General features: G+C 66.9%; 12 protein-coding genes. 4 read left to right on the forward strand and 8 right to left on the reverse strand.

All coding sequences use genetic code 11. The features are described 5' to 3' along the window. Positions 1 to 97 precede the first annotated feature (97 nt). The 5 genes from mtnC to D0Y85_RS09520 form a co-directional block, all read right to left on the reverse strand. A complete protein-coding gene (gene mtnC, locus D0Y85_RS09500) occupies positions 98 to 793 on the reverse strand; it encodes an acireductone synthase (RefSeq protein WP_033830989.1) in 696 nt (231 codons plus the stop codon). 3 nt (positions 794 to 796) lie between these two features. Further along, entirely contained in the window at positions 797 to 1,354 is a 558-nt protein-coding gene (locus D0Y85_RS09505) for an acireductone dioxygenase (protein ID WP_025874787.1), read from the reverse strand. A 91-nt stretch (positions 1,355 to 1,445) separates the two neighbouring features. Further along, on the reverse strand, positions 1,446 to 2,087 hold the full coding sequence (locus D0Y85_RS09510; RefSeq protein WP_117310283.1) for a methylthioribulose 1-phosphate dehydratase: 642 nt from the start codon (positions 2,085 to 2,087) through the stop codon (positions 1,446 to 1,448). Positions 2,088 to 2,643: 556 nt separating this feature from the next. After that, on the reverse strand, positions 2,644 to 4,071 hold the full coding sequence (locus D0Y85_RS09515) for an amino acid permease (protein WP_117310284.1): 1,428 nt from the start codon (positions 4,069 to 4,071) through the stop codon (positions 2,644 to 2,646). Positions 4,072 to 4,168: 97 nt separating this feature from the next. Then, on the reverse strand, positions 4,169 to 5,644 hold the full coding sequence (locus D0Y85_RS09520; protein ID WP_117310285.1) for an amino acid permease: 1,476 nt from the start codon (positions 5,642 to 5,644) through the stop codon (positions 4,169 to 4,171). A gap of 132 nt (positions 5,645 to 5,776) precedes the next feature. Between D0Y85_RS09520 and D0Y85_RS09525 the strand changes: the two genes are divergently transcribed. Further along, positions 5,777 to 6,391, forward strand: coding sequence for an NUDIX hydrolase (locus tag D0Y85_RS09525; protein ID WP_117310286.1), 615 nt, complete (start codon positions 5,777 to 5,779; stop codon positions 6,389 to 6,391). 70 nt (positions 6,392 to 6,461) lie between these two features. Here D0Y85_RS09525 and serA read toward each other — a convergent pair whose 3' ends face one another. After that, positions 6,462 to 7,703: a phosphoglycerate dehydrogenase gene (gene serA / locus D0Y85_RS09530; RefSeq protein WP_117310287.1), complete on the reverse strand. Its 1,242-nt coding sequence runs from the start codon at positions 7,701 to 7,703 to the stop codon at positions 6,462 to 6,464. A 169-nt stretch (positions 7,704 to 7,872) separates the two neighbouring features. On the opposite strand from serA, the gene D0Y85_RS09535 reads away from it, so the two are divergent. The 3 genes from D0Y85_RS09535 (at position 7,873) to D0Y85_RS09545 (ending at position 11,496) form a co-directional block, all read left to right on the forward strand. Beyond that, complete coding sequence (locus D0Y85_RS09535; protein ID WP_117310288.1) at positions 7,873 to 9,261, forward strand: FAD-binding oxidoreductase; 1,389 nt, start codon at positions 7,873 to 7,875, stop codon at positions 9,259 to 9,261. A gap of 62 nt (positions 9,262 to 9,323) precedes the next feature. Next, on the forward strand, positions 9,324 to 9,623 hold the full coding sequence (locus tag D0Y85_RS09540) for a DUF2388 domain-containing protein (protein ID WP_117311895.1): 300 nt from the start codon (positions 9,324 to 9,326) through the stop codon (positions 9,621 to 9,623). Positions 9,624 to 9,663: 40 nt separating this feature from the next. Beyond that, on the forward strand, positions 9,664 to 11,496 hold the full coding sequence (locus D0Y85_RS09545; protein ID WP_117310289.1) for a DUF4105 domain-containing protein: 1,833 nt from the start codon (positions 9,664 to 9,666) through the stop codon (positions 11,494 to 11,496). Here D0Y85_RS09545 and D0Y85_RS09550 read toward each other — a convergent pair. Both D0Y85_RS09550 and D0Y85_RS09555 read right to left on the reverse strand, forming a co-directional pair. Next, positions 11,474 to 12,541: an ATP-binding protein gene (locus tag D0Y85_RS09550; protein ID WP_117310290.1), complete on the reverse strand. Its 1,068-nt coding sequence runs from the start codon at positions 12,539 to 12,541 to the stop codon at positions 11,474 to 11,476. The two genes, D0Y85_RS09545 and D0Y85_RS09550, sit on opposite strands and share 23 nt — an antisense overlap. After that, a complete protein-coding gene (locus D0Y85_RS09555) occupies positions 12,541 to 13,257 on the reverse strand; it encodes a response regulator (RefSeq protein WP_117310291.1) in 717 nt (238 codons plus the stop codon). The genes D0Y85_RS09550 and D0Y85_RS09555 overlap by 1 nt, the downstream gene beginning before the upstream one ends. Between the last annotated feature and the right edge of the window lie 88 nt (positions 13,258 to 13,345).

The raw sequence follows: 13,345 nt of genomic DNA on the forward strand, positions 1-13,345 counted from the left end.
TGGCGCGGGGCCCCAATCGCCAACCAAGGTTGGCCTCTACCGGAGCCGGTGCCCGGTAGCGCCGGGCCATGCCCGGCGGGCGCAGCGGGGCGGCGCTTTACAGCTGGATCTGCTGGAAGTTCTCGACGCGATCATGGCCGTTGGCGGCGTCGCCGATGCGCGGCATCGGGTAGTCGTCCAGGCGATCGATCAGGCGTGTCTGCAGCCCGGCTTCGCGGGCGGCGTCCAGTTCCTCGACCACGTCGGACAGGAACAGGATCTCGCCAGCGGGAACGCCGATGGCCTGCACGATGTGGCGGTAGCTGTCGGCCTCGCGCTTGCCACCGACCTCGGTATCGAACCAGCCCGACACCAGCGGACTGAGGTCACCCGCGTCGCTGAAGCCGAAGAACAGCTTCTGTGCCGGCACCGAGCCGGAGGAGTACACATACAGCGGCAGGCCCGAGGCGTGCCACCCCTTCAACACCGGCGCTACCTCCGGGTAGAAGTGCGCGGTGTAGTCGCCACGACGGTAGCCTGCGTCCCAGATCAGCCCCTGCAGGGCCTTCAGTGCGGTGTGCTTGCGGTCCTGGTCGATCCAGCCCTGCAGCGTCTCGGCCACCAGGCTGTCCTGGCAGGCGCCGCCGATCTCGGTGGCGACTGCATCCAGCCAGCGACGCACCTCCGGTTGCTGGCCATGTTCGGCGACGAAGCCGGGCAGCGCCTGGCGTGCGTACGGAAACAGCACGTTCTTGACGAACGAGATGCTGCTGGTGGTGCCTTCGATGTCGGTCAGGATGACGCGGGGCTGCATTGATCAGGACGCCTGGGTCGGAATGTAACGGGGGAATTTCTGCGCGATATCGGTGCCGGTGAAGTGACCGACCCAGCCATCCGGCTCGGTGAAGAAGCGGATCGCCACGAAGCTGGGCTCATCGCCCATGTCGAACCAGTGGGTGGTGCCGTCGGGCACGGCGATCAGGTCATCCTTCACGCACTCGATCTCGTAGACCTTGTCGCCCACGTGCAGGGTGAACAGGCCCGAGCCGGCGACGAAGAAGCGTACTTCGTCTTCCTTGTGGAAGTGTTCGTCGAGGAATTTCTTCCTCAGCTCGGCACGGTTCGGGTTGTCCGGGGCGATCGAGGCCACGTCCACGCTCTTGAAGCCACGTTCGGCAACCAGGCGGTCGATGTCGGCGCGGTAGGCGGCGAACACTTCGTCCTGGCTTGCACCCGGGGCGACAGGCGCGGTGGCCTGCCAGCGTTCAAAGGTGACGCCGATCTTCTGCAGTTCGGCAGCGATGATCGCGCCGTCCTGGGTGTCCAGCAGCGGCGATTCGGGATGGGTATCGTCGTAGATGCGCAGTCGGCTCATGGCGGCAGCTTGAACGTCTCGGGGAAGGACAGGGTAGCAGGGTGGCATTGATGGCCTGATTCCGGATCGGCATCTGGCCGTGCCGGAAACTTCAGCTGCGCAGCTTGCGCAGCTCCAGCTCGCAGTGCAGCAGGAATTCGAACGCTTCCATGTGCCGCCGCGCCTCGGCCATGTCGCGGCCCCAGGCGTACAGGCCATGGCCGTCGATCAGGTAGCCCCAGAGGGTCTGCGTGTCGAGCAGGGCGTCGACCTGGGCCGAGAGCACGTCCATGTCCTGGGTGTTGGCAAACACCGGGATGTCGATGGCCATCTCGTGGGTGCTGTTGCCCGCGAAGGCCTTCAGCAGTTCGTAGCCTTCCACCCGGATATGGCCCTGCGGTGCATACAGGCGCGAGGCGATGGTCTGCACCGGCGAATGCGTATGCAGCACGCAGCCGATCTCCGGGAAGCGGCGATACAGCTGGGTATGCAGCAGGGTTTCGGCAGACGGGCGCAGCGGGCGGCCGACGGCCTTGCCGTCGAAGTCCACGACCATGATGTCGTCTTCGATCAGGCGGCCCTTGTCCTTGCCGGAGACGGTGATCGCGGCGTGGCGGTCATCCAGGCGGTGGGAGAAGTTGCTGCTGGTGGCCGGGGTCCAGCCGGCCTGGGCCAGTTCGCGGACGTTGTCGATCAGCAGCTGGGCCAGTTCGCTCAGGCGCGCGGTGTCGTAGGGGAAGGTGGGGGCGTTCATGGAGGCGATTTTACTGGATTCGGCCAACGGCTGAGCCCCTCGTGGCTGGTCGCGTAGAGCGGTTCATGGGGTGGGCGGGTCGGGTGGGCCGTGCAGGGGACGCTGCAAGTACGTCCCTGTAAGCTCGATGGCGCCATCCATGGCGCCAACGCCCCTGCACGGCCCACCCGACCCGCCCCTGACAGGTTCCTGCGGGCGGCCAGCCACGGAGTGGAGAAGGAAAAGCGAAAGCGAAAGCGGGTCGCTTCGCTGCGCGTGCTCGGAGCGGAGCATGGCTCCGCTCTACAGTAGATTCGTCCCCGAACATTCATTTCCCGGAACGCTTCATCCACGCATGGTGTGGATCTACCGGACGGGGCAGGAGACTGTCGGAGGTGGGGCGGGTTGGGTTCGCGGGGGTGTCCGCGGCATGGATGCCGCGGCCAAGCCTCCAGGGACGGATTCACGGCGTCCCCCGCGAATCCAACCCGCCCCGCCAAACCCTCAGCCCAGCTGTTGCCGTTGCTTCGGCTTCAACGGCGGGTGCAGGGCCGCAGGCCCTGCGATGCAGAAAACCCTACTTCCCGCGCAGGCGGCTGTGCCTGAACCCGTAGAAGAAGTAGATCACGAAGCCGACAAACGTCCACACGCCCATCAGCATCCAGTTGTGCAGCGTCATCGCCGACAGCAGCGCCAGGCAGCTGATCACGCCCAGGCTGCAGACCAGCCATGCACCCGGAATGCGGAACGGGCGCGGCAGGTCCGGCTGCGTGCGGCGCAGGATCAGTACGCCGGCACAGACCGCCGCGAAGGCGATCAGCGTGCCCATCGAGGTCAGTTCACCGAGGATGTCCAGCGGGAACAGCGCCGCCAGCAGGGCGATGCCGATGCCGGTGATGACGGTGTTGATATGCGGCGTGCGGTACGTCGGGTGGATCTTGGTGAACACCGGCGGCAACAGGCCGTCGCGGCCCATGATCATGAAGATGCGCGGCTGGCCGATGATCATCACCAGCACCACCGAGGACAGGCCGATCAACGCACCGATTTCCACCACCACCCGCAACCAGCCCAGCTGCGGATGCGCGGCCACGGCGGTGACCACCGGCTCATCGGTGCCCAGCAGCTGGTAGGGCACCAGGCCGGTCATGACTGCGGCCATCGCGATGTACAGCACCGTGCAGATCACCAGCGACAGCATCATGCCGATCGGCATGTCACGCTGTGGCTTGTGTGATTCCTGCGCGGCCACCGATACCGCTTCGAAGCCGATGTAGGCGAAGAACACCATCGCCGCGCCACGCAGCACGCCTTCCATGCCGTACTTGCCGGGGCCTTCGTTGGCCGGGATGAACGGGGTCCAGTTGCTGGTGTCCACGTACTTCCAGCCGACCACGATCACCAGCACGATCAGCCCGGTCTTGAGGATGACCATGGCCATGTTCATCGCCGAGGATTTGCTGATGCCGACGTAGCACAGCCAGGTCAGCAGCAGCACAAGGATCGCAGCGGGAATGTTGGCGATGGCGCCGGTGGGCCGCAGCTGCGCGTCCAAAGGGGCGCTGACCAGCGCCGCCGGTAGATGGATGTCGAAATGGCTGAGCAGGCTGAGGAAATACCCGGTCCAGCTGACCGCCACCGCCGAGGCGGAGACGCCGTACTCGAGCACCAGCATCCAGCCGATGAACCAGGCCGAGAGCTCGCCGAAGGTGGCGTAGGTATAGGTATAGGCGCTGCCGGACACCGGCACCATCGCCGCGAACTCGGCATAGGCCAGCGCGCAGAAGGCGCAGCAGATCGCGGCCAGCACGAACGAGAGCATGATGGCCGGACCGGCGTGGTTGGCGGCGGCCTGGCCGGTGATGACGAAGATGCCGCCGCCGATCACCGCGCCGATGCCGAGCGCGGTCAGGCCCCAGGGGCCGAGGTGGCGACGCAGGCTCAGGCCGTTGGCGTCTTCATGGGCGGCATGCGGATGCTTGGTGGCCCACAGTTGCTTGAACATGTGTGGTGGTCTTGTGCGATGCGCCCGGTGACCGGGCGCGGGCGGAAATGCTTGCGGATATCGACGGGCCGGCGCAGGGGCCGGCCCGTCGCGAGGATCAGGGCGACTTGGCCAGCTTGCTGTGGCGCATGCCGTAGCCGAAGTAGATCAGCAGGCCCAGCACGGTCCAGCCTACGAACAGGTGCCAGTGCACCACGAACGCCTGCCAGAACAGGAACAGGCACGACAGCGCGCCCAGCGGGCAGATCACCCACACCAGCGGCACGCGGAACGGGCGGTGCAGCTCCGGGCGGGTGTAGCGCAGGATCAGCACGCCGATGCAGACCGTGGCGAAGGCCAGCAGGGTGCCCATGGAAACCAGTTCGCCCAGCACGTTCAGCGGCACCAGGCCGGCCAGCGACGCGGCGATGACGCCGACCACGATCGTGGCCCAGTACGGCGTGCGGAAGCGCTTGTGGACCTTGCCGAACACTTTCGGCAGCAGGCCATCGCGCGAGATGGTGTAGGCGATGCGGGTCTGGCCCATCATCATCACCAGCACCACCGAGGACAGGCCGGCGATCGCGCCGATTTCCACTGCGGTCTTCAGCCAGGACAGGCTCGGGTAGGCTTCCAGCGCGGTGGCCACCGGCTTGTCCGTGCCCAGCAGGTGGTAGGGCAGCATGCCGGTCAGCACCGCGCAGACAATGATGTAGACCAGCGTGCACACCGCCAGCGAGCCGAGCAGGCCGATCGGCATGTTGCGCTGGGGGTCCTTGGTTTCACCGGCCGCGGTGGAGACCGCATCGAAGCCGATGTAGGCGAAGAACACGATGGTGGCCGCGCGGAATACGCCGCTCCAGCCGAACTCGCCGGACACGCCGGTGTTTTCCGGGATGAACGGGTGCCAGTTGGCTGGGTCCACGTGGGCCGCGCCGATGCCCACGAACAGGCAGATCACGAAGACCTTGATGGCGACGATGATCGCGTTGACGAACGCGGACTGGGTCACGCCGACGTACAGCAGGCCGGTCACCGCCGCCACGATCAGTACCGCCGGCAGATTGAAGAGCTTGCCGGAGGCGGCGAACTCGTGCCCGTTCCAGGCGATCGGCGCCGCGCTCAGCGCGTCCGGGAACGGCATGTGCAGCGTGGTGGTGATGAAGCTGATCAGGTACGCCGACCAGCCCACCGCGACCGAGGCCGAGGCGAACAGGTACTCCAGCACCAGGCACCAGCCGATGAACCAGGCCATGCCCTCGCCAAGCGTGGCGTAGGAGTAGGAGTAGGCGCTGCCGGAGACCGGCATCATCGCTGCAAACTCGGCGTAGCACAGGCCGGCCAGCGCGCAGGCGATGCCGGCGAACACGAACGACAGCATGACCGCCGGGCCGGCGTGGTTGGCCGCGGCCTGGCCAGTGAGGACGAAAATGCCTGCGCCGATCACCGCACCAATGCCAAGCATGATGAGGTGTTTCGCCGTGAGGGTCCGTTTCAACGTGGCTTCGCCATCCAGGCTGCCTTCGATGGGTTCGCCGGCATCGACGTGCCCGGCCGGTTCGACCGGCTTGACCCTCAACAGAGCTTTCAGCATGCAGTACTTCCTGATGATCGGATTGGGAGGGCCGCCAGTACATTGCCGGCGGCCTGGAATCGTGAAAGCCGTGCGAACGGCCCGCTGTACCTTAGCCAATGCTGAAGGCACCGCACAAGCGCAAACGCAACAATGAACGGCGATAATGGCAGGTATTTTTCCAGGCACCCCGCATTCATGAGCGAAACCACCGAATCCCTTGCCGCACTTGACGATCGCTTGCGCGGCCTGCTGCATGACTATGCGCGCAAAGAACCCGCCCACGACGCCCTTGCTGCCGAATTCGGCACATTGATCGACGATGCGGAAGATGCATTCCGCCGCGAACGCCTGGCCGGCCATTTCACCGCCAGCTGCTGGCTGGTCAGCGCCGATGGCCAACGGCTGCTGCTGACCCACCACCGCAAGCTGCAGCGCTGGCTGCAGCTGGGTGGCCACGCCGACGGCGACCGCGATCTGGCCCGGGTAGCGTTGAAGGAAGCCGAGGAGGAATCAGGCCTGACCGGCCTGGTGCTGGATGATCCGGCCATCTTCGATATCGACAAGCACTGGATTCCCGAGCGCAAGGAGGTGCCGGGGCACTGGCACTACGACGTGCGTTTCGTGATCCGTGCGCTGGGAGGGGAGGATTTCGTGCTCAGCGAGGAGTCGCTGGAGCTGGCCTGGCGCCCGGTGGGCGAGGTCGCCAGCGATCCGCAGTCGGACGAATCGATGCAGCGCATGGCGCGCCGGTGGCTGGCACGTTGATGCATTGCGCCGGGCATGGCCCGGCGCTACCGGTAGATCCACGCCATGCGTGGATGGCGCGGTGCCAGGGTCAATACAGAATGCGCGTCCTCAACGTGCCCGCGATCGCCGCCAGCTCGTCACGCACCGCGCTGGCCTGTTCCTCGCTGGCGGTGATGTCGATCACCACGTAGCCCACCTTCGGGTCGGTGCGCAGGAACTGGCCGTCGATGTTGACGTTGTGCCGCGAGAAGATCTCGTTGACCTTGGACAGCACGCCCGGCACGTTCTGGTGGATGTGCAGCAGGCGCAGGCTGTCGGCGTGCTCGGGCAGGGTCACTTCCGGGAAATTGACCGCCGACAGGGTGCTGCCGTTGTCGCTGTAGCGCACCAGCTTGGCCGCCACTTCGATGCCGATGTTGTCCTGCGCTTCCAGCGTGCTGCCGCCCACGTGCGGGGTCAGGATCACGTTGTCGTGGCGGGTCAGCGGCGATTCGAAGATATCGCCGTTGCCCTTCGGCTCGACCGGGAACACGTCCAGTGCGGCGCCACCGATGTGGCCGCTGGCCAATGCAGCATCCAGCGCATCGATGTCGACCACGGTGCCGCGCGCGGCGTTGATCAGGTGTGCGCCGCGGCGCATCTTCGCCAGCTCGGTGCTGCCGATCATCCACTGCGTGGACGGCGTCTCCGGCACGTGCAGGGTCACGATGTCAGCACGCGCCAGCAGGTCGTCCAGGCTGGCCGCCGCACGGGTATTGCCCAGCGACAGCTTGGTTTCCACATCGTGGAAGATCACCTGCATGCCCAGCGATTCGGCCAGTACGCCGACCTGGGTGCCGATGTGCCCGTAGCCGATGATGCCCAGGACCTTGCCGCGCACCTCATGGCTGCCGCTGGCCGATTTCGACCAGCCGCCGCGATGGCATTCGGCGTTCTTCTGCGGGATGCCGCGGGTCAGCATGATCGCTTCGGCGATCACCAGTTCGGCCACGCTGCGGGTATTGGAGTAGGGCGCGTTGAATACCGGAATGCCGGCCAGCTCGGCCGCATCCAGGTCGACCTGGTTGGTGCCGATGCAGAAGCAGCCGACCGCGATCAGGCGCTTGGCCTCGGCCAGCACCTCGGCACTGAGCTGGGTGCGCGAGCGGATGCCGACGATGTGGGCTTCGGCGATGCGCGCCTTCAGCTCGTCCTCGGGAAGAGCCTTGGTGTGCGCCTCGATCTGGCTGTAGCCGGCGGCGCTGAACACCTCCACGGCGGTCTGGCTGACCCCCTCCAGCAACAGCACGCGGATATCCTGCTTCGGGAACGAGGTCTTCTTCGGCGACATGGGGCGGCACGGCCAGTGGGACAGGGGCTGACCACTATGCCAGATCGCAACGCCCATGGTGCAGTGCGCAATTGGTTGCAACTGCAGCTATTGAAGGCTCTGCAGGGCTGGACGCTGGGCCCGGCCACTGGCACGCTTGCCCGTTCTTCACGCCCCGCGCTGGACCGTCATGACCGATTCCCGCATCGCCTCGTTGCAGCAGGCCTGTCCCGGCCTGAAGCTGAAGACCGACCCTGCCGACCTGGAGCATTACGGCCGCGACTGGACCCGGCGCTGGACACCGGCGCCGCTGGCGATCGCCTTGCCGGCCACGGTTGACGAAGTGCAGGCGGTGATGCGCTGGACCGCGGCCGAGGGCGTGGCGGTGGTTCCCTCCGGCGGTCGCACCGGCCTTTCCGGCGGTGCGGTAGCGGCCAATGGCGAGCTGGTGCTGAGCCTGGAGCGGATGAACAAGGCGCTGGACTACGATGCGGTCGACCGCACCCTGGTGGTGCAGGCCGGCATGCCGCTGGAGGCGCTGCACAACGCGGCCCTTGAACATGGCCTCATCTATCCGGTGGACTTCGCGGCGCGCGGGTCGTGCTCGATCGGCGGCAACATCGCCACCAATGCCGGTGGCATCCGGGTGATCCGCTACGGCAATACCCGTGAATGGATCGCCGGACTGAAAGTGGTTACCGCCACGGGCGAACTGCTCGAGCTCAACAAGGGCCTGATCAAGAACTCCAGCGGCTACGATTTCCGCCAGCTGCTGATCGGATCGGAGGGCACGCTGGGCGTGATCGTCGAAGCCACGGTGAAGCTCACCGACCCGCCGCCGGCCAGCAACGTGATGCTGCTGGCGCTGCCCAGCTTCGACGTGCTGATGCAGGTGTTCGCCGCCTTCCGTGCGCGGCTGCAGCTGCAGGCCTTTGAATTCTTCACCGACCGGGCGCTGGAACATGTTCTGGCCCATGGCGCGCAGGCGCCGTTCGATGAAGTGCACCCCTATTACGTGGTGACCGAGTTTGCTGCCGGTGACGAGGCGCAGGAGGCGGCGGCGATGGCGGCCTTCGAGGACTGCATGGGCAACGGCTGGGTCAGCGACGGCGTGATCAGTGCCAGCGATGCCCAGGCGGCGCAGCTGTGGCGCCTGCGCGAGGGCATCACCGAGGCGCTGGCGCGCTACAAGCCCTACAAGAACGATGTCTCGGTGCGGATCTCGTCGATGCCGGCGTTCCTGGCCGAGACCCAGGCGCTGATCGGCGAGGCCTACCCGCATTTCGACGTGGTCTGGTTCGGCCACATCGGCGACGGCAATCTGCACATCAACGTGCTCAAGCCGGACGGCACCCGCGATGCGGACTTCGTAAGCCAGTGCGAGCATGTCACCAAGCTGCTGGCGCAGGTGCTGACGCGCTTCAATGGCAGCATTTCGGCCGAGCACGGTATCGGCCTGGTCAAGAAGGGCTACCTGGACAGCACCCGTGGACCGGCCGAGATCGCACTGATGAAGGCGGTCAAGCGCGCGTTCGATCCCGAAGGGCGGCTGAATCCCGGCAAATTGTTCGACCTTTGACACGGGCAAAGTCTTCACCCAGCCGTTACGCTCCACCCACCCAATCGATGAACTCCCTGACCATGATCCGTCCGTTCCTGCTGCTTGCCCTGTTGTCCCTGCCGCTGGCCGGCATCGCTTCGAGTTTTGCCGGAACCTCGGCCGGTTCGGCGACGGGCGCCTCTTCGGGTTCCTCGGGCAGCAGTTCCGGCGATGACAAGGTGGTGCTGGCTGCCCGTGATGATGCGGCTGCGTTTGTCGCCAGCGATGGCCAGATCCGTGGCGCGCGCCTGCAGGCGGCACTGGTGCACCTGCGTGAGCAGGATGCAGCTGCACAGCAGCAGAGCGATCTGCAGCTGGCTCGCGCCCTGCTGGCGCGTTGATCCAGCGCCCGGGTAGTGCCGGCCGCTGGCCGGCAACCTCATGACATCTGCGTGGAACGCTGCCGGCCATGGCCCAACGCGACGGAGGCGGATGGGCTGGCTCGCTGCGTTGGCGTGGCTGGCCATTCCAGCAGCCCATGCCGCCGACCGCCTGCAGCTGGACCCGGCCGGGCTGAGCCCGGCGCAGGAGCAGGTCGCAATGCAGACACTGGCGGATGTGCAGTCGTTGCTGCCCGACGGCCTGCTGCGAGCCTTGCCCGCGCAGGTGCAGGTCGGCTGGCGTGACGACCTGCCCGCCAACGTGCATGGCCGTGCCTTCGCCGGGGGCATCGCGCTGCGCCGCGACCTGCTGGATGACGATGTGGCCGGTGCCCGACGCGCCCGGCGCAGTGCGCTGGTGCACGAACTGACCCATGTTGCCGACCGCACGTGGGCGCACTGGTCACGCAGCGCCCGTTGGCGTGATCTTGCAGGTTGGCAGCGAAAGCCCTGGCATCTGGGCCGCGGTGACAACGCCTTCCGCGACCGCATTCCCGATGCCTACGAACTGACCGACCCGGCCGAGTACCTGGCGGTGAACGCCGAACACTTTCTGCTCGATGCAGTGTTCGCCTGCCGTCGTCCGGCCTTGGCGCAGTGGTACCAGGCGCATTTCGGTACGCCGCCGTCGCTGCCCGCGCCGCACTGTGCGGGCACCGTTCCGCTGCTGCAGGCCGATGCGGAAGAGGGCGCTGCATCGCTGCTCGCACTGGACCCGGCGCGGGTGTATGCCGTGGACTACCTGTTCGCCGAAGGCAGTGCGCAGCCGATGAGCCGCTGGGGCCACAGCATGCTGCGGCTGGTGATCTGCCGTCCCGGCCGCGCGCCGGGCCCGGACTGCAGGCTGGACCTGGAGCATCATCGGGTGCTGTCCTTCCGCGCCTTCGTCGGCGATGTGCAGATTTCCAACTGGCGGGGCCTGACCGGTGGCTATCCTTCGCGCCTGTTCGTGCTGCCGCTGCAGCAGGTGGTGGACGAATACACCAAGGTCGAACTGCGCGGACTGGCCTCGCTGCCGCTGCAGCTGGACCGCAGCGAGATCGCCAGCCTGCTCGAGCGCACCGCCCAGGTGCACTGGAGCTATGACGGTCGCTATTACTTCGTCAGCAACAACTGCGCGGTGGAGACGGCGAAGCTGTTGCAGGCCGGTGTTCCGCGCCTGGGCGAAGCCGGCCTGGCACAGCTGAGCCCGCGCGGGCTGCGCCGCCGCCTGGCGCGCCTGCATGCGCTGGACGAGCAGGTGCTGGCCGATCCCGTGCGGGCCCAGGCGCAGGGCTACTACTTTGCTTCCGCGCGCGACCACTACCAGCAGTTGTTCACGGTTGCCGCCGCGCAGATGGCGTTGCCGGCGCGCGATGTGCGCGCATGGCTGGCGCTGCCGGCGCAACAGCGCGCCCCGTGGCTGCTGCGCGGTGATGTGCGTGCCAGTGCCGGCCTGCTGCTGTTGGAACAGGCGGCGCAGCGGCGCGCGGAGCTGCGTGCGCGCGATGCACTGAAGCGACGGTTGCTGGCCAACCCGGACAGCAGCGCTACCCGCTCGCTGCGCGCGTTGCTGGAACAGAGCGGGCAGTGGTTGCGGCCGGGCCAGTTGCTGGCCGACGCTGGCTACGGCCTGCCGCAGGCGGACGAGCAGGCGGAGGTGGCACGGGCCGCGGCCGCTGCCAGCGCACAGGCGGTACCCGCCTGGCAGGCACTGCGCGTGCAGCTGCGCGCGCAGTTGCCGCAATCGCAGCGACGTGAGCTGGATGAGATCGACCGCAATCTCGCTGCGCTGGGCGCGCACGTGCGCGAGCAGGCGGCCGCAGTGCCGCCTACTGGCGCGGCAGCTCGATGATGAAACGACTGCCGCCGCTGGTGCCCGGGGTGCAGTAGACCTGGCCGCCGTGCGCATCGGCGATGGCCTTGACCACCGCCAGGCCGAGGCCACTGCCACCGCCCAGGCGCGATCGTGAGCCGTCACCGCGCATGAATGGATTGAAGATGTCCGCATGCAGGGCCGGGTCGATGCCCGGGCCTTCGTCTTCGATCGCCACCTGTACATGGGCCACGGTGTCATGCACGGCGATGCGTACCTTGCCCGGGTTGGCATAGCGGCGCGCGTTTTCCAGCAAGGCCAGCAGCGCTTGCCGCAACCGCGTCGGGTCGCAATGGGCGGGGTGTTCCTCGCGGCTGGTTTCCAGCTCCAGCACGAAGCCGGCGCTGCGGAACGCGGGATCCACCAGGGTCATCACCGAATGCACCTCGGCCACCACATCGGTACGGGCGCGGCGCACGTCGAGGCGGGCGTTGTCGGCCAGGCTCAACACCCGCAGGTCCTCGATCAGCCGTGACAGGCCCTCGACCTGCGCCAGCAGGCTGCGGAACTGCGACTCATCGGGCTGGAACACGCCTTCGGCCAGGCCCTGCAGGCGGCCGCGCAGGATCGTCACCGGTGTGCGCAGTTCATGGGCGATGGCCGCGTGCCACATCACCCGTTCGCTTTCCATATGCTGCAGGCGGCGTGCCATTGCGTTGAAATCGTCCACCAGCGCTGCGACCTCGCCGGGCGAGTTGGCCTCGGCCGTGGCGCGCGCGCCGAGATCGCCGCCAGCCAGCGCGCGCACGCTGCCCACCAATGAATTGAGCGGCGACAGGATGCGGTGGGCCAGTCGGAACGAGGCAGCGATCGCCAGCGCCAGACCGGTCAGGATCACCCCGACCATCCACGCCAGCTCCGGTCCACTTGGCAGCCAACCTTCCGGCTCTTCGGCGCTGGCCGGGAAGAACTCGATCAGTACGGCGTACAGCAGCCAGGAAGAGAGGATCACCATCACGATGACGCCAACGACCATCAGCGACATCGACACGATGATGTGCCGGCTGAGCCCGGAGCGGCGCATCAGCGGTCGGCCATCAATCGGTAGCCGACACCGCGCACGCTGGCCGGAATCTGGGTGAGGCCCACTTCGTCCAGCTTGCGCCGCAGCTTGCTGACATGGCTGTCCACGGTGCGCTCCAGCGCTTCGCTTTCCGGCAGGCATTCGTGCATCAGCTCGCTGCGGCTGAAGATCCGTGACGGGGCCAATGCCATGCAATGCAGCAGCTTGAACTCGGTGAGGGTCAGCAGCAGCTCGTGGCTGTAGCCGTCGCCTTCCACATGCACCGCGTGGGTGGCGGTATCGATCAGCAGCGGGCCCACGCGCAGGGCGCTGGGGGCATCGGCACGCGAGCTGCGCAGCGTACGCCGTAGTACTGCACGGACGCGTGCCGCCACCTCCGCCGGGTTGAACGGTTTGACCACATAGTCATCGGCGCCCATCCGCAGCGCGGTCAGCTTGTCCAGATCCTGGTCCAGCGCGGTCAGCATGATCACCGGCGTTTCGCCGCGCTGGCGCAGCTGGGTCAGCACGCTCCAGCCATCCAGTCGCGGCAGCTGCACGTCCAGCAGCACAAGGTCCGGGCGCATGCTGCGATGCAGGTCCAGGGCGATCTGGCCATCGGCCGCACGCAGGGTGCGCAGGCCTTCGCGTTCAAGATAGGCAGTGAGGATGTCGGCGATCTCGGCTTCGTCCTCGACGATCAGGACCAGCGCCGCGAGGGCAGGGGAGGCGTGCATGGCAAGGCGAGGCCGGAAGGTGCTTGTCCTCCATCGTATCTCCACACTTCCTCCATCGAAACCCCATCATCGCCACGCACACTGCGCG

This window comes from Stenotrophomonas sp. G4 (genome assembly GCF_003428825.1).
Taxonomy (GTDB): Bacteria; Pseudomonadota; Gammaproteobacteria; order Xanthomonadales; family Xanthomonadaceae; genus Stenotrophomonas; species Stenotrophomonas indicatrix.